General features: G+C 59.0%; 16 protein-coding genes. 3 read left to right on the top strand and 13 right to left on the bottom strand.

Annotation, left to right across the window (positions count from 1 at the left end):
* Window positions 1–99 precede the first annotated feature (99 nt).
* The 3 genes from BLQ98_RS11085 (at window position 100) to folD (ending at window position 3,526) form a co-directional block, all read left to right on the top strand.
* Entirely contained in the window at window positions 100–681 is a 582-nt protein-coding gene (locus tag BLQ98_RS11085) for an MOSC domain-containing protein (RefSeq protein WP_093733380.1), read from the top strand.
* Between the two features lie 171 nt (window positions 682–852).
* Window positions 853–2,529 (top strand): formate--tetrahydrofolate ligase, encoded by a 1,677-nt coding sequence (locus BLQ98_RS11080; RefSeq protein WP_093733379.1) that lies wholly within the window; start codon window positions 853–855, stop codon window positions 2,527–2,529.
* Window positions 2,530–2,623: 94 nt separating this feature from the next.
* Window positions 2,624–3,526 carry a bifunctional methylenetetrahydrofolate dehydrogenase/methenyltetrahydrofolate cyclohydrolase FolD gene (folD, locus tag BLQ98_RS11075; RefSeq protein WP_093733378.1) on the top strand — a complete coding sequence of 301 codons (903 nt, stop codon included), beginning with the start codon at window positions 2,624–2,626 and terminating at the stop codon, window positions 3,524–3,526.
* On the opposite strand, the gene BLQ98_RS11070 is transcribed toward folD, so the two are convergent.
* The 13 genes from BLQ98_RS11070 to BLQ98_RS11010 all read right to left on the bottom strand — a co-directional run bounded on the left by BLQ98_RS11070 (window position 3,523) and on the right by BLQ98_RS11010 (window position 17,901).
* Complete coding sequence (locus tag BLQ98_RS11070) at window positions 3,523–3,951, bottom strand: PaaI family thioesterase (RefSeq protein WP_093733377.1); 429 nt, start codon at window positions 3,949–3,951, stop codon at window positions 3,523–3,525. The two genes, folD and BLQ98_RS11070, sit on opposite strands and share 4 nt — an antisense overlap.
* A gap of 41 nt (window positions 3,952–3,992) precedes the next feature.
* Window positions 3,993–4,658 carry a ligase-associated DNA damage response endonuclease PdeM gene (gene pdeM / locus BLQ98_RS11065; RefSeq protein ID WP_093733376.1) on the bottom strand — a complete coding sequence of 222 codons (666 nt, stop codon included), beginning with the start codon at window positions 4,656–4,658 and terminating at the stop codon, window positions 3,993–3,995.
* Window positions 4,659–4,921: 263 nt separating this feature from the next.
* Complete coding sequence (locus BLQ98_RS11060) at window positions 4,922–7,366, bottom strand: ligase-associated DNA damage response DEXH box helicase (protein WP_093733423.1); 2,445 nt, start codon at window positions 7,364–7,366, stop codon at window positions 4,922–4,924.
* 102 nt (window positions 7,367–7,468) lie between these two features.
* A complete protein-coding gene (locus tag BLQ98_RS11055) occupies window positions 7,469–8,776 on the bottom strand; it encodes a DUF8689 domain-containing protein (RefSeq protein ID WP_093733375.1) in 1,308 nt (435 codons plus the stop codon).
* Between the two features lie 62 nt (window positions 8,777–8,838).
* A complete protein-coding gene (locus BLQ98_RS11050) occupies window positions 8,839–9,333 on the bottom strand; it encodes a prepilin peptidase (protein WP_093733374.1) in 495 nt (164 codons plus the stop codon).
* 5 nt (window positions 9,334–9,338) lie between these two features.
* Complete coding sequence (locus BLQ98_RS11045) at window positions 9,339–10,193, bottom strand: tetratricopeptide repeat protein (RefSeq protein WP_093733373.1); 855 nt, start codon at window positions 10,191–10,193, stop codon at window positions 9,339–9,341.
* Between the two features lie 28 nt (window positions 10,194–10,221).
* The gene (locus BLQ98_RS11040; protein WP_093733422.1) at window positions 10,222–10,776 is read right to left on the bottom strand and encodes a tetratricopeptide repeat protein; all 555 of its coding nucleotides are present in this window, start codon (window positions 10,774–10,776) and stop codon (window positions 10,222–10,224) included.
* A 56-nt stretch (window positions 10,777–10,832) separates the two neighbouring features.
* Window positions 10,833–11,789: a type II secretion system F family protein gene (locus BLQ98_RS11035; RefSeq protein ID WP_237272263.1), complete on the bottom strand. Its 957-nt coding sequence runs from the start codon at window positions 11,787–11,789 to the stop codon at window positions 10,833–10,835.
* A gap of 12 nt (window positions 11,790–11,801) precedes the next feature.
* The gene (locus tag BLQ98_RS11030; RefSeq protein ID WP_093733372.1) at window positions 11,802–12,764 is read right to left on the bottom strand and encodes a type II secretion system F family protein; all 963 of its coding nucleotides are present in this window, start codon (window positions 12,762–12,764) and stop codon (window positions 11,802–11,804) included.
* Between the two features lie 12 nt (window positions 12,765–12,776).
* Window positions 12,777–14,222: a TadA family conjugal transfer-associated ATPase gene (locus BLQ98_RS11025; protein ID WP_093733371.1), complete on the bottom strand. Its 1,446-nt coding sequence runs from the start codon at window positions 14,220–14,222 to the stop codon at window positions 12,777–12,779.
* 39 nt (window positions 14,223–14,261) lie between these two features.
* Window positions 14,262–15,500: a CpaE/TadZ family protein gene (locus BLQ98_RS11020; protein WP_093733370.1), complete on the bottom strand. Its 1,239-nt coding sequence runs from the start codon at window positions 15,498–15,500 to the stop codon at window positions 14,262–14,264.
* A 270-nt stretch (window positions 15,501–15,770) separates the two neighbouring features.
* Window positions 15,771–16,475: an OmpA family protein gene (locus tag BLQ98_RS11015; protein ID WP_093733369.1), complete on the bottom strand. Its 705-nt coding sequence runs from the start codon at window positions 16,473–16,475 to the stop codon at window positions 15,771–15,773.
* Window positions 16,462–17,901 carry a type II and III secretion system protein family protein gene (locus tag BLQ98_RS11010; protein WP_093733368.1) on the bottom strand — a complete coding sequence of 480 codons (1,440 nt, stop codon included), beginning with the start codon at window positions 17,899–17,901 and terminating at the stop codon, window positions 16,462–16,464. Before BLQ98_RS11010 ends, BLQ98_RS11015 begins: the two co-directional genes overlap by 14 nt.
* Window positions 17,902–18,005 lie beyond the last annotated feature (104 nt).

The raw sequence follows: 18,005 nt of genomic DNA, 5'->3' as shown, positions 1-18,005 counted from the left end.
TTAGTTTGAACGAAACGAAAGGCCCCGCACCCGCGGGGCCTTTTCTTTTTGTGCAGCTTTGCGCAGATTGCCGACAACGCATCACAAAGGACGTGCGCAATGCCCACGATGAAAGAAACGAAATTTACCGCTACGATTACGTGGCTTGGCGTGGTGCCGAAACTCGCCAAGGGTCGCCGCGCAGAACCCGTCGACGCGGCCTTTGCCAGCTACGCTGGTTTCGAGGATGACGTGCACGCAGGGCTGACCCGCGCGTCCTGCGTGCGGGTCACGAACCTCTATCCCAAGGGCACCGAGATCCGGAACGTGCGCCAGTTGTCTATCCTGTCTGCTGAAGAAATGGCCCTGATCGCCGCAGATATGGGGATGGAGGCACTGGACCCCGTGCACCTAGGCACGTCGATGGTCATCAAGGGCATACCCGATTTCACCCATGTGCCGCCCAATGCGCGGCTGCAAGCGACCTCTGGTGCGACGATTACCGTCGATACGGAAAACCGCCCCTGCGTGTTGCCCGGTCGCGAGATCGAAAAAGACAGCCCAGGCCATGGCCCCAAGTTCAAGACTGCCGCTGCTAACCGGCGGGGCGTGACCGCCTGGATCGAACGCGAGGGGCTGCTGAGGGTCGGGGATACGTTGCGCCTGTTCATCCCCGATCAACCCGCCTGGCAGCACGGCTAAGCCCGTTTGCGGCGTATCATCGCGCCCTCAGCGGGCAAAGCGGCAGCCCGTCCGACCGTCTCGCCGCATCAAGAGCCGGATATGTCGGAATTGCGCCCTCTGACCATGGCCCCACAGGCATATTGAGGCAATAACAAACACAGAATGCCGACGGCGCATCAGGGAGCATATATGACATTTAAATCCGACATCCAAATCGCACGCGAAGCCAGCAAACGCCCCATCCAAGAGATCGGACAAAAGCTGGGGATCAGCAGCGATGATCTGCTGCCCTACGGCCACGACAAGGCAAAGGTATCGCAGAAGTTCATCAACTCGGTGCAGGAACGGCCAGATGGCAAGCTGATCTTGGTGACAGCGATTAACCCCACCCCCGCGGGCGAGGGCAAGACGACCACGACTGTTGGTCTGGGTGACGGGCTGAACCGCATCGGCAAGAATGCTGCTGTCTGCATCCGCGAGGCATCGCTTGGGCCGAACTTTGGCATGAAGGGCGGTGCTGCGGGGGGCGGGTATGCGCAAATCGTTCCGATGGAAGAAATGAACCTGCACTTTACGGGCGACTTCCACGCGATCACTTCGGCGCACAATCTGCTGAGCGCGATGATCGACAACCACATCTACTGGGGCAACGCGCTTGAGATCGATCTGCGTCGTGTCGTCTGGCGGCGCGTCGTCGACATGAATGACCGCGCCCTGCGTCAGATCACGGCATCGCTGGGCGGTGTCTCTAACGGGTTCCCACGCGAAACGGGCTTCGACATTACTGTCGCATCCGAGGTCATGGCGATCCTTTGTCTGGCCAAAGACCTGAGCGATCTGCAAAAGCGTCTTGGCGATATGATCGTAGCCTACACCCGCGAGCGTAAACCCATCTATGCGAGCGATCTCAAGGCGGACGGCGCGATGACCGTGCTGCTGAAAGACGCGATGCAGCCGAACCTTGTGCAGACGCTGGAAAACAACCCAGCCTTTGTGCACGGCGGTCCCTTTGCGAATATCGCCCACGGCTGCAACTCTGTCATTGCGACGACCACCGCGCTGAAACTGGCAGATTACGTGGTGACCGAAGCCGGATTTGGGGCCGATCTGGGGGCTGAAAAATTCCTGAACATCAAATGCCGCAAGGCGGGGCTTGCACCGTCCTGTGTCGTGGTCGTGGCCACCGTGCGCGCGATGAAGATGAACGGCGGCGTGGCCAAGGCCGATCTGGGCGCTGAAAACGTCGACGCGGTGCAGGCCGGCTGCCCTAACCTTGGCCGCCATATCGAGAACCTGAAATCCTTTGGCGTGCCCGTCGTTGTCGCGATCAACCATTTCGTCACGGATACTGAGGCGGAGGTGCAAGCGGTCAAGGACTACGTCGCTTCGCAAGGCTCCGAGGCCGTGCTGTCACGCCATTGGGAATTGGGCAGCGCAGGGTCCGCTGATCTGGCGCAAAAGGTCGTCGAGACGATCGAGAAGGGGCAATCGAATTTCACCACGCTGTATCCCGACGCGATGCCGCTGGCCGAAAAGATCAACACGATCGCCACAAAGATCTACCGTGCCGACGCGGCGGTCATGGACCAGAAAATCCTCAATCAGCTGAAGGACTGGGAAGAGCAGGGCTATGGCGATCTGCCGGTCTGTATGGCCAAGACGCAATACAGTTTCACCACCGACCCCGAAGCCCGCGGTGCGCCAACCGGCTTTACCATCCCCGTGCGCGAAGTCCGTCTGTCCGCGGGTGCCGGCTTTGTCGTGGCGATCTGCGGCGAGATCATGACCATGCCGGGCCTGCCACGGGTGCCTTCTGCTGAAAATATTCGCCTTAATGACATCGGCGATGTTGAAGGTCTGTTCTAAGCGCGTATGAACAGGGCGCGGAGGGTCGCCCCTTCGCGCCGTCATCTGCTGTGGCAGGTGATACCAGCGCCCCTACAGACAAAGGACGGTCCCTATGACAGCGACGATCATCGACGGCAAGGCATTTGCAGCACAGGTGCGGGGGCAGGTCGCCCAGCATGTCACGCGGCTGAAGGACGATCATGGGATCACGCCGGGGCTGGCTGTGGTGTTGGTCGGTGCCGATCCCGCCTCAGAGGTCTATGTCAAATCCAAGGGCAAGATGACCAAGGAAGTGGGCATGAAGTCGGTCGAACACCGGCTTGAGGACACAACATCAGAGGCGGAACTGCTGTCCCTGATCGACGCCCTGAACAACGATGATACGATCCACGGCATTCTCGTTCAGCTGCCCTTGCCCGATCACCTGAACGAAGACCTTGTGATCAGCGCGATTGATCCGGCCAAAGATGTCGACGGGTTTCATATCTCGAATGTAGGGTTTTTGGGTACAGGACAGAAGTCCATGGTGCCCTGCACGCCGCTTGGCTGTCTGATGATGCTGCGCGACCACCACGGCAGCCTGTCAGGGATGGATGCGGTCGTGATCGGGCGCAGCAATATCGTCGGTAAGCCGATGGCACAGCTTCTGCTGAACGACAGCTGCACCGTCACCATTGCCCATTCACGGACCAAGGACCTCGCCGCCGTCGTGCGCCGCGCTGACATCGTGATTGCGGCCGTGGGCCGACCCGAGATGGTGCCCGGCGACTGGATCAAACCGGGCGCGACCGTCATCGACGTAGGCATCAACCGCTTGGACGCGCCAGAGCGGGGCGAAGGCAAGACCCGTCTGGTGGGGGATGTCGACTTTGACAGCTGCGTCGCGGTGGCCGGTGCGATCACCCCGGTGCCGGGCGGCGTAGGTCCGATGACCATCGCTTGCCTGCTGGCCAATACGGTCACCGCCTGCTGCCGCGCCCATGATCTGCCTGAACCCGAAGGGCTGACGGCCTAGTCCACCGTCGCTGGCACCGGCACCATCGTGCCCTGCAACAAGGCGATCAGCACCTGCTGGTCGCCGCTTTGCGCAAAGACTTCCGCCGTGACCACACAAAGCCGCTTGCCCGGTTTGACCACCTTGCCAATCGCGATCAGCCGATCTCCGCGTGCGGGGGCCAGCAGGTTGATCTTGATTTCGGCGGTGACGACCTCGGTATCCAAGGGCAGCGTTGTCAACGCGGCATAGCCCGCAGCGCTGTCCCCGATAGAGAACGTCAGCCCCGCATGCCCGAACCCTTGCTGCTGCCGCGTGCCGGGGAGGATCGGGGCTTCGATCCGGATCAGCCCCTTCGACACATCGCTGAGCTCAGCGCCGAGGGTCTGCATCATGGTCTGTGCGGCAAAGCTGTCGCGGATGCGGGCGATTTCTTGCGGTGTCATGGGGCCTCTTTCAACGTCGATATCCGGCCCCGTGACTGCGACTAGCGCGGCATTGGGATCGCGGTGGGCTGCGGTCCGGTCAGTATGGCGCAGGCCTGTGGACCCATCAATGCTTGTAGCACCGGCGCGTCGCTGAACAGCCCGCCGGTATAGGTACCAAAGGCAGGCATGATCAGCCGCTGGTCGTCATACAGGAACGCCGGTCGCGTCACCGCCCGCCCACGCAGGCGCAGCCGTGCCTTGGGGTGGTAATGCCCCGAAACTTCGGCCTGCGTATCCGGCTGCGCAATATGGCGAAACCGCAGGGGGCCGATGGTGACCTCGGCCAGATGTTCTCCGCCCAATGCGACAGGTCCGGGATCATGGTTGCCCTCGATCCACAACCACTGCCGCCCTGCTTGAAGCTGGGTCAACGTCAGCCGCGCTGCTTCGGGCAACGCATGGGCCGCCTGCAGATCGTCGAAACTGTCGCCCAAACACATCACGACGCGCACCGGTAAACGATCAAGCTCTGCTGCAAGGCGGATCAGCGTATCGGTTGTCTCGTATGGCGGCAGCGCAGACCCGCCGCGCCGCGCGACCCGTTCTGCCTTGCCCAGATGCAAATCAGAGACACAGAGCAATCCATGATCGGCCCACCAGAGTGCGCCAGACCCAAGCGCGGTGAGCCGCGCGCCGCAAATGTCAAAAGAATACCCGGTGTTCATGATGCGTTCATCACCAAGTTTACCTGCAGGCGCAAGGGGCGCGGGCCGAAGTTTTGGTGCGACGCAGGGGCGCAGGAGTATTTGTAAAAGGGTGAAGCGGAAGACACCCTCGACACGCCTAGAGGCAGCGGGTCGGGGGCATCTTCACCCTTTACGGTCATCGGCTCTCCAGCCTGTACCGCGAGGTATGTTTGCCAGAGATACCTTTATCCAAGGTTAATTCACCCTTTTAAAAATACTCATATGCCGGACGGTTGCCGGGTTTAGCGTCGCTTGAGAGGGATATTGTCAGGTGCAGGGGTGATCTGTGCCAGACCGGAGGCCTCCATCAGCTGGGCGGATTCCTCGGCCAGCAGTCGCTCTTCAGCTTGCCCCTTGACCGGCACACGTCCCATTTCCAGAAACAGTGGCGCTGACAGCGGGCTGACACGGTCGAGGGTGCGGTGATCGATACGGCCTTTGATCCGGTGCAGCATCTCTTCGATGCGGCCAAAGTCCACCAAGCCGCGTAGCGCCTCTTCGCGGGTGATGTCGAGAAGCAGGTGATCTGGTTCGTATTTCAGCAGTGTATCGTAGAGAATATCCGAGCTGAAGGTCGCCTGACGGCCCGACTTGTGCGCCTGTGGAGTGTTGCGTTCAATCAACCCAGCGATCGTGGCGGCAGCGCGAAAGGTGCGTTTCATCACGGCGTTGCCTGCCAGCCAAAGGTCAAGCCCGTCGTGAAGCGCCGCGGCATCAACCAGCGGGGTCGGATCATCGACGGGATCAAGGCCCCAGATCAGCGTGGCATAGTCAGTGGCTACAAAACCCAAGGGGTTGAGGCCAAGCTCTTCCATCCGTTTGGTCAGCAGCAAGCCGAGGGTCTGTTGTGCGTTGCGACCGGCAAAGCCGTAGATCACCGTTTGGGCGCGGCCATCGTGGGGGAAGCTTTCGATCAGCAAGCGCCCCGGTTGCGGGAGCTGGCTGACGTCGCGCTGTAGCGCAAGCCATTCGGCAGTGTGACGCGGCAGGTCGGGCCAGCTGTCTTGGGTGAACATGCGTTGCACCCGGGCCGAAAGCTGGGTGGAGGTGGCGAATTTCGTGCCCATGAAGGTGGCAACGCGTGGTTTCTTGGCGGCAGAGCGGCTGACCTCGACGGTCATTTCTCGCAGGCCTTCGTATTTGACAATCTGCCCGCCAATTAGAAATGTGTCGCCCGCGCTCAGCGTGGCTGCAAAGCCCTCTTCGATCTCGCCCAGTGGTTTGCCGCCGCGATTGCGTTTCATCCGTACCTTGAGCGTATCGGTATCTTGGATGGTGCCGATGTTCATGCGGATGCGCTGGCTGCTGCGGGGGTCGCGCAGGTGCCATTTACCGTCCGTATATAGCAGCCGTTGCCACCTGTCATAGGCCCGCAGCGCGTAGCCACCCGTGGCGCAGAAATCGAGGCAGGCGTCGAACGCGGCGCGGGTAAGGCCCGCGTAGGCACCGGCCGAGGTCACCTCGGCATATAGCGCATCGGCGTCGAAGGGACCGGCGCAGGCGGTGATCAGGATATGCTGGCACAAGACGTCTCGTGGGCCGGGTCCGCGCGGGTCGCCGTCAAGATCTCCGGCCAATACGGCGTCGAGCGCGGCCACGCATTCAACGACTTCGAACCGGTTCGCGGGCACCAGCAGCGCCTTGGATGGAGCATTGTAGCGGTGGTTGGCGCGCCCGATGCGTTGCACCAGACGTTTCACATTCTTCGGGGCACCGATCTGGATCACAAGATCGACGTCGCCCCAGTCGATCCCAAGATCGAGGCTGCCGGTGCAGACAATGGCCCGCAGGTCGCCGCGCACCATCGTGGCTTCGACCCGTTCGCGTTGCTGACGGTCAAGAGAGCCGTGGTGGATACCAATGGGCAGGCTGTCTTCGTTGGCGAGCCAGAGGTTGTGAAAGAAAATCTCGGCTTGGGCGCGGGTGTTGTGGAAGATCAGGGTGGTTTTATGCTGGCGTACCTGTTCGAGCACCGCTGGGATCGCATAGGCGGCACCGTTGCCGGACCACGGCGGGGCTGCGTCTGTGTGCAGCATTTGGATATCAGGCGGCGGTCCGGGGTCGGCCATCAGGATCGGGCAGGGATCGGGGTGGCGTGCCATAAAGTGGGCGATGGCCGCAGGGTCTTCGACCGTGGCCGATAGACCCACCCGTTTCAGGCCCGGACATAAGCGTTGCAGCCGTGCCAGCGCCAGCATCAGCTGGTCGCCGCGTTTGCTGTCGGCGAGCGCGTGGATCTCGTCGATCACCACGCGTTTGAGCCCTTTGAACATGCGGGGCGCGTCCTCGTAGGAGGTCAGAAGCGCGAGGCTTTCGGGGGTGGTCAGCAAGATGTGAGGCGGATCCGCGCGTTGCCGCCGTTTGCGGGTCTGCGAGGTGTCGCCGGTGCGGTCCTCGATCCGGATGGGAAGCCCCATCTCGGTCACAGGGGTGGTGAGATTGCGTTTGATATCCGCCGCCAGCGCCTTGAGCGGTGAGATATAAAGCGTGTGCATCCCGTCATGCTCGCCCTCTGCTAAATCAACCAACGTGGGCAAAAAGCCTGACAGCGTCTTGCCGCCGCCCGTGGGGGCGATCAGCAGCAACGCGGGCGCGTCGGCGCGGTCCAGCATATCCTGCTGGTGCGGGTGAATGGTCCAGCCTTTGGTGGCGAACCAGTCAGTGAATTTGGGGGGCAGGGTTTGCATGGGGTGCAAGATAGGGTGTTTGCCCGCGGGGGCCAGCCCCCGCACCCCCGGAGTTTATCGGGCAAAATGAAGCCCATTCCCGCGCCGGTTTTTCGCGCCGTGTTACCTTACGATGGTTTCATCCACGACGAACATATTGGCCCATGCGCGGTCAACTAGATCGGGGCGCATCTGGTGGGGGATGCCTTCGAAGTCGCAAATCGCGATCATCTGGTCAATCAGGAAAATCGGTTGATAGTTGGCGAAGGTGTTGTCGATGGTGGGGTATTTGGTTTTTAGCAGGTGGATCAGTGACGCCTCGTCGAGCTTGATGTTCCGCTTTTTGGCGACCATGGCAAAAATCTTGAGAAAGATTTCCTGATTGGGGCCATCGATCTTGATCTTGAAAAAGATCCGGCGCAGGGCGGCTTGGTCAAAGATTTCATTGGGGTGAAAGTTGGTCGAAAACACAACCAGCGTATCAAAGGGCACTTCGAATTTCTCGCCGGATTGCAGGGCCAGGATGTCTTTGTTTTCTTCCAGCGGCACGATCCAGCGGTTGACCAGTGCCTGCGGTGGTTCGGACTGGCGGCCAAGGTCGTCGACGATAAAGATGCCGCCCGTGGATTTCAGCTGCAGCGGTGCCTGATAGGTGCGTGCGGTGGGATTATAGACCAGATCGAGCATATCAAGCGTCAGCTCGCCGCCAGTGATCACGGTGGGGCGTTCGCATTTGACATAGCGGGTGTCAAAGCGGGTCACGCGGCGCAACGATGTCGGGTCTTGTTCTTCCTCGATCGCAGCGGAGTGGACGATTGGGTCGTAGACGGTGATCACCTGTCCGGCATATTCGATCGCCCGCGGGACGTAGATCTTGTCGCCAAGCGCATCGCGGATACCGTTTGAAATACTGGACTTGCCGTTGCCGGGAGGGCCGTACATCAGGATGGATCGGCCTGCCGTAACAGCCGGGCCCAGATTGCCAATCAATTCCGGAGGAAGCACCAGATGGCCCATCGCGGCTTCGAGGCGGGCGCGGGTGATCTGCATGTTGCGTATCGACTGGCGTTTGACCTGTTCGCGGTACACCTCAAGCGGCACTGGCATCGGACCGAAATATTCTGATTGCGCCAATGCATCCAGCGCGCGGTTCTTCCCCAGATCGGTCAGCTGATAGCCCATTTCATTGCCGCTATTCGCGTTGAGCGTGCCCGTCGCTTCGAGAAGACGTTGTTCGCGCGACAGGTCCACCAATTCCTGCGTGACCTGCAAAGGCAGGCATATGGCCTTGGCCATCTCGCTGACCATAGTGACGTTCTTGCGAAACATCGTCTTGATCATGATGTCGCGCATCATCACCACGGGCAGCTTCATCTCTTGGATGGTGCGTGGCGGAGGAGGGGCCATGACGGCGCTCTTTTGCATATTCACGAAGGGCTACTTTCATGGAGGTACAGGGCTGCCCCACGTCTTAGCGGCCGAATATGGCAAATTCAGGCCCCGAAGTAGGCACCGAGCATTAAATATGCGCCTAGCACGGTGCCAAGCGCGAGACCCATGGGGAATTTCTTGGCTTCGTGCCAGCTGACCCACTGCGGCGCGAGCTTGCGTAGGGGTGAATATTTGGCAGCGCGATGAATGATATAGGCCGCGATCAGCGTGGTCATGAAAAGCGCCATCAGAAACTGCAGATCCCCGAGCGCGAAGAACGGGGTGGCCGCAGCAATGAATTTCGCATCGCCTGCACCCATCAGCCCACCTGCGTTCATAAAGATGCCCACAACGAGGGCCGCAACCATCGCCAGCAGGTGCCAAAGATAGCTGTCAAACGGTAGGACGATGGGGCCGATGATGACAAACACGGCCGCCAGCGCGATCACCGTGACGTTGGTAATCCGCATAAAGGCGAGATCGGTATAGATCGTATAGGCGCAAAGCGGCAGCGCGAAGGGCAAAAACCAAAGCGCGGCATAGCTGGTGATCTCCACCGGGGCTAGGCTGCGTTTTCGAGTGCGCGCAGGGACCGGACAGCGGCTTCGAAGTGTTGCGGGTGGGTGCTGATGGCGTCGCGCAGCAAGCCTTTGCCCGTTTCAACATCACCCTTTTTGATTGCGGACAAAGCAAGCGTATGCAGCAACTGCGCACGTTCGGTCTGGTCCATCTCAATCGGCGGCAGGCTGTACTCGCGCTGCGCGCCACGGGCGAGGATCAGGTTGTTCTTGGCGGTAAAAAGGGTCGGATCCTGTTTGACGGCTTCGCCAAACAGACGTTCTGCCGCCTGATAATCGCCGCGAGTGAGCTTGGAATAGCCCCAGTTGTTCATGACCGAACCGGGTTTGGTGGTCAGTCCGATGGCGATTTCATAAAAGCTGTCGGCCTTGTCCCATTCCTGCTTGCTGTCGGCGACGATCGCCTCGAGCCGGTAGCGATTATAGGTTTCATGGGTTGGCGGGACAGAATCCAGTGTCTTTTCGGCCTTGGCCCAATCGCCTGCACGGATCAGCGCATCGGCGTAATCGATCTTGTCATCGGCGGTGGCATCTTTTGCGCCCGCGACCTTGCCCCAAACAACGGCTGCTTCCTGGTTGCGCTTGGCGCGGATCAGCGACTTGCCAAGGCTGCGCTGTATGTCGATGCGATCGGGCTTTTCCTGTGCGGTGCGGGTGAAGTAGCTCACGGCCTCGTTCGGGTCCGCGACAGTCAACATCACATCATTCAGGTTGCTTTCATCCACGACATTTACGTCTTGGAACGCGCGAGTCACGGTGTCCTCGCCGGATTTTTTGCCGCAGCCTGCTAGTGCGACGACGCCTGCGATGCAGACGGCCGATAGGATAGGGTGGCGCATTTTTGCGTCCTTTTACTGCTCTGCCTCGTCATGATGCTGGCCGAACCAGATAGTCCCCCGAGCCGCGCCGCACCAATTTATAACTGTCTTCTTGATCTGGGATCGTAACAGAATTTTCCGATTTTGCGAGTGCTAAGCGTAAATTGTCACGGATTGCGTCACTTTCGCCATTGTCGAGCGCATAGGCCTTGCGGAAGGTCAGTTGGGCTTCGGCGAGTTTGCCGCTTTCCATCAGCACAACGCCAAGATTATTCCAGACCTCGGGGTGGGTTTCATCCTTTTTGACGGCATCGCGCAGCAGGCTTTCGGCCTGGCCCAAACGCCCCAGTCCCAGATTGGCGCTGCCCAGACCCGACAGGATTTCGGCGTTGAGTTCAGAAGCCAACGCGGCACGGTTAAAGGCGCGGATGGCGAGTTCGTATTCCCCGGCGTGCATCAAACGGTGGGCGACCTCTACCCCGTCTTCGGCGTCTTTGCGGGTGTTTACGCCGGGGGCAAAGGGGCTGTCAGATGTGGTGCGTTTGCCCCCCAACGCGGAAAGACCGCCTGCAGAGCAAGCGGCCAATCCGGCGATCAGGGTCATACAAAGCGCGAGCTTAGCGGGGTACGCGCGCTTGAAGCTGTGGAACATGCGGGGCCTTACTGACCTAGTTTGGTAATGTTCATCACCGAGGGTGCGACCAGAATGATCAGCAGCGGTGGAACGGTCAGCATCATTGTGGCAAGTGTCATCTTGGTTGGCAACTTGTTTGCGGCCTCTTCGGCGCGCATAACACGTTTGTCGCGCATCTCGTCGGCATAGACCCGCAGGGCGTCGGCGATGGATGTCCCGAAGGCCGCCGATTGCACCAGCACCGTGACAAACGACGATACGTCTTGCACGCCGCAGCGTTCGCCCATGGCGTTCAATACGCTGACCTTGTCCTTGCCGGCCTTCATCTCTTGGGCGACGATTTCGAATTCTTCAGCCAAAGCAGGATAAGAGGCGCGCAATTCGGCAGCGACACGGACGATGCATTGGTCCAGCGATTGTCCTGCCTCGACGCAAACCAGCATCATATCCAGCGCATCGGGGAAACCACGGGTGATTTCTTCTTTGCGTTCCTCGACGCGTCGGGTCACCCAATAGCGGGGCAGGAAATACCCGATCGCACCGGGGCCGACGGTATAGAGCATCATCTTATTGGTGCTCAGGCCTTCGCCACCGCCAAGAAAGTTGACGTAAACGGTGCCGATTACCAAACCTGCAATACCAAGAGCCATTTGCGCAAAGTGGAAAAACCGCACCGCATCGCGCGAGCCATAGCCGGCCTGCCGGAGAAGAAGTGCCTTGGCACTGAGCTCTTCCATGTTTTCGGGTTCAAGGAACTTGGCGAATTTTTGCAGCTGTTCGTTGCGGTCTGACTGGCGCAAGCGCTGCTGTTTGCCTCCGTCGAAGGATTCGGATTGGCTGCGTTTCAGCTTGGCCAGCGGATCCTCGGGCTGGCGCAGGATCATGATAAGCGTGGCACCGACCATGGTCAGGCCAAGTGCACCTAGAATGGCGATCCAGCCGATGGGACCAAGTGTGGTGTCGAGAGTGGTCAGGAAATTCACAATGAAGCCCCCTTAGACTTTGATATCGGTCAGCTTGCGCATGACGATGAGGTTAAGCGACAGGAACACGACCACGGCAATGCAGCCGGGGATGAACAGCGGGTGGGTCATGACTTCGTCATAGTAATGCGGGTCACCAAGTTTGATCACGATCAGCGCAACAACGGGGAAGGCCGACAGGAACTTGCCCGACCATTTCGCTTCGGCTGTGATGGCACGCACGCGGCGGAACAGGCGGAAACGGGCGCGGATCACCTTGGCCAGCCCCGCAAGAATTTCGGCGAGGTTACCACCGGATTGCTGTTGGATGGTCACCGCAACCGCAAGGAAGCGCAAATCCTGCATATCAAGTCGTTCGGCCATATCCTTGAGCGCCTCTCCAATGTCGCGGCCATAGGCGGTTTCATCCGCGATCACCCCGAACTCCGACGCAAGCGGGTCCTGGATTTCCTTGGAGACAATAGAGATGGCACTTGTGAACGGGTGGCCGACACGCAGCGACCGCACCATCAGTTCGACCGCATCAGGCAATTGTTCTTCGATCAGGTCCATGCGTTTTTTAGCTTTGGACGAGATCCAGAAATAGACCGCCCCGACCCCGATCCCCACAGAGATCAGGATACGCACGGGAACTTCGGTGCTGGTCCCGATGGTCAGGCCCAGAAAGGCGACAACGGACAGCCCGGCCATAATCATGATCAGCTGTTTCGGCGCAAAGGCAATCGCGGCTTTCTGCGCTTTCGCGGCGAGCATCGAATAGATGGGAATGGATTTGTTATCCATATGCTGCTGCATTTCCTTGCGCAGCTTGTCCAGAACCTCTTCGCGGCCGGCTCCTTTTTCCAACATTTCCAGCCGGCGGTTGACCTTGCTGTTGAGGCTGATGGATTTACCGAAGGCGACCAGGTACAGCCCTTCGACCAGCACGAGGACACCGATAAAGATCAGGCCATAAATAATGGGTTCTGCGCTCATGATTGATAATCCTTACTTGACCACAACGGGTTCGTAGATGGACGACGGCAGGTCATAGCCCCACATTTTGAAGCGTTCAGAGAAGTGGCTGCGCACGCCGGTGCCGGTGAAATGGCCGATGATCTTGTTCTCGGGTGTCAGGCCGACGCGTTGGTACCGAAAGATTTCCTGCATCGAGATGACATCACCTTCCATGCCCGTAATTTCGGTGATCGACGTCATACGACGCGAGCCGTCTTGCAAGCGCGACGCTTGAACAATCAGGTTTACAGCCGATGAAATCTGGCTGCGCACCGCTTTCAACGGCATTTCGATCCCGGCCATTGCAATCATGTTTTCCAGACGGCTCACACCGTCGCGGGCAGAGTTGGCGTGGATCGTGGTCATCGACCCGTCGTGGCCGGTGTTCATGGCCTGCAGCATGTCGATGACTTCCTCGCCACGTGTCTCGCCGACGATGATCCGGTCCGGGCGCATCCGCAGAGCGTTCTTGAGACAATCGCGCGGCGATACTTCGCCTTTGCCTTCGACATTGGGCGGGCGGCTTTCCATGCGGCCCACGTGGGTCTGTTGCAGTTGAAGTTCGGCGGTGTCTTCGATGGTCAGGATGCGTTCGTCGTTCGCAATGAAAGAGGACAGCGCGTTCAGCGTGGTCGTTTTGCCGGACCCTGTACCACCCGATACGATGATGTTCAGGCGGGTGGCCACGGCGGCTTGAAGATAGGCGGCCATCTCTTCCGAGAAGGCCCCAAAGCTCACCAGATCATCGATGCCCAGCTTATCTTTTTTGAACTTACGAATAGACACCAGGCTGCCGTCGACGGCAATCGGCGGCACCATAGCGTTGAAACGCGAGCCGTCTTTCAAGCGCGCATCGACGTAAGGATTGCTTTCGTCGACCCGACGGCCCACGGCCGATACGATTTTATCGATGATGCGCAGCAGGTGCTTTTCATCCTTAAAGGTCACGTCCGTCAGCTGCAGTTTGCCGTCGCGTTCAACGAAGATCTGTTGAGGCCCGTTCACCAGAATATCGTTGATGCTATCGTCTTTCAGCAGCGTTTCCAGTGGGCCAAGGCCAGTCACCTCGTCATAGAGTTCGGAGTTCAACTGAATCCGGTCTTCACGGTTCAGGACGATGGATTTCTCGGCTAGAATTTCAGCCGAGATTTCGTTGATCTCGCTGCGTAGATCCTGTTCAGACGCATGTTCAAGAGCCGCGAGGTTCAGGTTCTCAAGCAGAGCGCGGTGCAGTTCAAGCTTGATCTCGCTCATGCGTTGTTTGCGCTTTACGTCGCGGTCCTGTGGCGCGACCGCTGCGGCTTGTGCCACGCGGCGCATGCTGACGGGCTTGGGGGCGACTGCGGCCTCTGGCTGGTGCTGGGGCGCGGGGGCCTTCGACATGGGAACGGCTGTGGCTGCGGCAACGTCACCTGGCTTTTTATACTTCGAGAACATCTGATTACTCTTTCTAAATTATCTGGCGCTTGGGCCGGATCAGGCGGCTTTGGCTTCGTCAGCCTTGAGGTTGTGGATCGAACTAGCGAGCTTGGCGATCTCGCGACGCAGCGGGTTTTTCGCGGCGGTGTTGGCCAGCGGCAGACCGTGGTCGTTGGCTTGGGTTACCTGTTTGCCGCCATCGGGCAGTTGCACATCGATCGAAATCCCGAGGCTCTCTGCCATCCGTTTGACCCGCGCTTTGCCGTTCAGATCGGTGAACTTCGGCGCGCGGTTCATGACATAGCGCAGCTTTTCGATAGGAAGATCTTCGGATTGCAGGGCGCGTTTGAAACGCAGGGCATTTTGGGCGCAGCGCATATCCAGTTCGAGCATGGCAAAATAGACATGTGCGTTGGTCAGCACGGTTTCGGTCCATTGCACCAGTGTCGAAGGCATGTCGACGACCACATAATCGAACTGATTGCGCGCCATATCCAGGATCCGTGTCACATCTTCCGAGGTGATCAAATCAAGTGGCAGCATGTCGGCAGGGGCGGTCAGAACCTGGAGCTTCTCTTCGTAGGTCAGCAGAGCCTGGCCAAAGCTTTCCTCGTCCATCGCATCGGTCTCGATCAGCATATCATAGACCACTTCGCGACGGGGCAGGTCCAGATAGGTCGCCACGGCCCCGAACTGCAGGTCAAGATCAAGCAAGCACACTTTGGGCGGGTTCTTTTTGTCAGAGGTCGCCAGTTCCCATGCCAAATTCACCGCAAGGCTGGTGGCACCGGTGCCGCCGGCCAGTCCGTGCACCACGATCACAGCACCATCCTTCTGGGTGCCGGGTTTCAGCTTGGGGCCTGTCTCTGCGGGTGCCACTATTGGTTCGGGTGAGGCGCGCAGACGGATTATGGTCGAGGCCAGTTCACCTTCGGGCAGAGGGTAGGGGACAAATTCATTCGCGCCCTGACGCAACAACGAATGGAGCGAGGCGGGGGACATGTCTTCGGCGATCAAGATCACTTTGATATGACGTGCTTTTGCCTGCGCGATGATCTCGGTCATCATTGGCAGGTTGTCTTCATCTTCGGAATCGAGCGCCAGCGCGATAAGTTCAAGCGTCGCCGCCTCGGGTTGGCTGAAAAATGCAAGACTTTCAGAAAAGCCCAGGTCGCCCCAGGCTTCGCCCAAAGCCGATTCCATATCTTCGATCAGCAGGTCAAAGTTCTGCACATCCCGGCTGACGGTGCACGCAACGATCTGTGGCGCGTCAATCTGTGGTATATGGCTGCTCATACCTAAACTTCCCCTTCTTCTATGCGGGCGCTGGCTAGGGCTGATCGGGTGTTACCCTTTGTTGCCCTGCGGTCCCCTGCATCCAGACCACAATGGCCGGACGCAACTGTCGTATTGCAGTGAATATCCCTGCTAACTGGGGCAAGATTGGGGCCAAATAGTTTCTATTGTTTGGTCTTTTGAAACGATCCGCACCGTTTAGGCGGATTGAAACGAAAAGGGCCCGACCGTCAGCGACGATCAGGCCCACTCGAAAAGTTTAAAAAGCGGTTATTCTCCCACAGCACCGGTGGGTGCGGCACCGCCTGTCAGTAGGGTCGGCGGCACGGCGCTGGCGACATAGTCGCGATAGATAATCTGGGCATATTTCCCGTCCAGCACAGTCGGATGACGCCCGACAAAACCGCTAACTTCGGTCACAGTCCGGCGGTTTGCACGTGCGCGACCTTGGGTCACGATCAGGGGCTGTGTTTCGCCAAAGGAAACAACGGCTTCTAGGCGGCTGCGGCTGATACCTTGTGTGGACAAGAAGGCCACAACGGATTGCGCGCGGCGCAGGCCCAGTGTTTTGTTATAGCTGTTCGATCCGACGGCATCTGTATGGCCATAGACGCGAAAGCGGACTTCGGGGAACTGGCGGATCCATCCGGCCTGACGTCGCAGAACCGACTGCGCGACCCCGTCCAACTGTGAAGAGTTGAAAGCAAAGGTGACGGTCGATTCGACTTCGCCGGCAAAGCGGTTGGCCAGATCGAATGTATACTGGCGCTCACCGGTCATCACCAAGCGGTTGTTCAGGGTAGCGTTTCCAAAGGTGCCCAAATCGGTCAGCGACCCTGCTTCGCGGTGGAACTGGGTAAAGACCGGATCAGGGCTGCTGACACAGCCTGTAACAGTCATGGCCAAGGCGACGCACAACCCGGTGATTTTGCCTGTCGAAGCGATCGCTGAAGTCATCTGATCAATCCAATACATAGCCATACGACCCGCTAAAGTCCTGCTTGGCAACTTCGCCAGCGGCCCCTTTGGTGGGGGCTGTGCTGCCTTTGGACGTACGCCCAGACAGGAACAATTCGCTTTCAGTGGGCGGCTTGATCCGGTCGGTCGGCAGGGCCAAGGCCTCGCCACGGGTCGGGGTCACAAGGTGTGCGGTAATAATAATCACCAGCTCGGTTTGGCTGCGCTGGTAGTTTGCGCTGCGGAACAACGCGCCCAATACAGGCACGTCGCCGATCCAGGGCAATTGTGTGGAAGTGTCGGTGAAATCATCGGTCAGCAGACCAGCGATCGCAAAGCTTTCGCCGTCGCGCATTTCAACCGTGGTCGATGTCTCGCGGCGGGTAAATGCGGAAATATCAAATCCGTTGCCCAAGGACACGCTGTTGCTGGCATCAATCGCCGATACGGCCGCTTTGAGTTCGAGGTTGATCAGGTCTTTGTCCACGACGCGGGGAATAAAGCTCATCTCTACGCCGAAAGGTTTATACTGAACCGAAATCTGGTCGCCGGTTTGCGCCACGGGAACAGGATATTCGCCCCCCGCGAGGAAGGTCGCTTCTTGCCCCGACAGCGCCACGAGGTTCGGCTCAGCCAGAAACCGCACCGCGCCTTTCTGCTCCAGCGCCTCAAGCAGCAGACCGACCTGCGTCGATCCGGCGTTGAAGCCAAACAAAACGGCCCCTGCGTTGCCATTCGATGCCGGGGTCGACCCGCCAAGCGAATTGGCGATTGCGCCGGATGTGTTCGTCGAATTGGTGCCGCCATTCAATGCCAGATCGCTGCCCACAAGGCCGTTTAGCGCCAGTGATGCGCTTAGGGACTTAGAGACGGATCGGCTCATCTCGGCAAAACGGACTTTCAACATCACCTGCTGGATGCCACCGACGCTCATCAGGTTGGACACGCGTTCAGGGGCGTAGCGTTCGGCCAGATCAAGGGCCCGCTGCAAGCGTTGGGTCGAGGACACGATGCCCGACAGCACGATACCGTCGTTCGCCGTGCGGACTTCGATCTTTTCACCGGGCAGGATCTGGCGCAGGCGTTCCTTGAACTCGGAGACATCCGCTGCGACGCGCACATCAACGTTCGTGATCAGTTGCCCCGCGGCATCAAGCAGCGTCAGCGTTGTAAGTCCGGGGGATTTGCCCAGAACATAAATCGTGCGATCCGAGAGCGACGAAATATCTGCGATACTGGGGTTGGCAATGCTCAGCTCGGCAAAGGGAATGTCGCTTTCAACCACCACGGCGCGGTTCATCGGGACTTCCAACACGCGGTTGGTGCCTTTTTTGACCACGCGCAGCGTGTTTGCCTGAGCGTCAAGCGGGGCGGTCAATGCAATCGGCATCGCGCCAATCGTCAGTCCCAATAGGACTGCTTTGATAAATTTATCAATTTTCATGTGACCTGCCTTTGTGATCACGCCTCAAAATAGGGTCTTTGCGCCCGCCGTTTGCGACACTCTGCGGTTCTTTTCGCTTTTTTGCAAGAATCAATGACGTCAGG

The sequence above is a fragment of the Sulfitobacter litoralis genome (assembly GCF_900103185.1).
In the GTDB taxonomy this organism is placed as follows: domain Bacteria; phylum Pseudomonadota; class Alphaproteobacteria; order Rhodobacterales; family Rhodobacteraceae; genus Sulfitobacter; species Sulfitobacter litoralis.
Note: the sequence above shows the minus strand (reverse complement) of the source record. Positions and strands in the feature narration are given on the sequence as shown.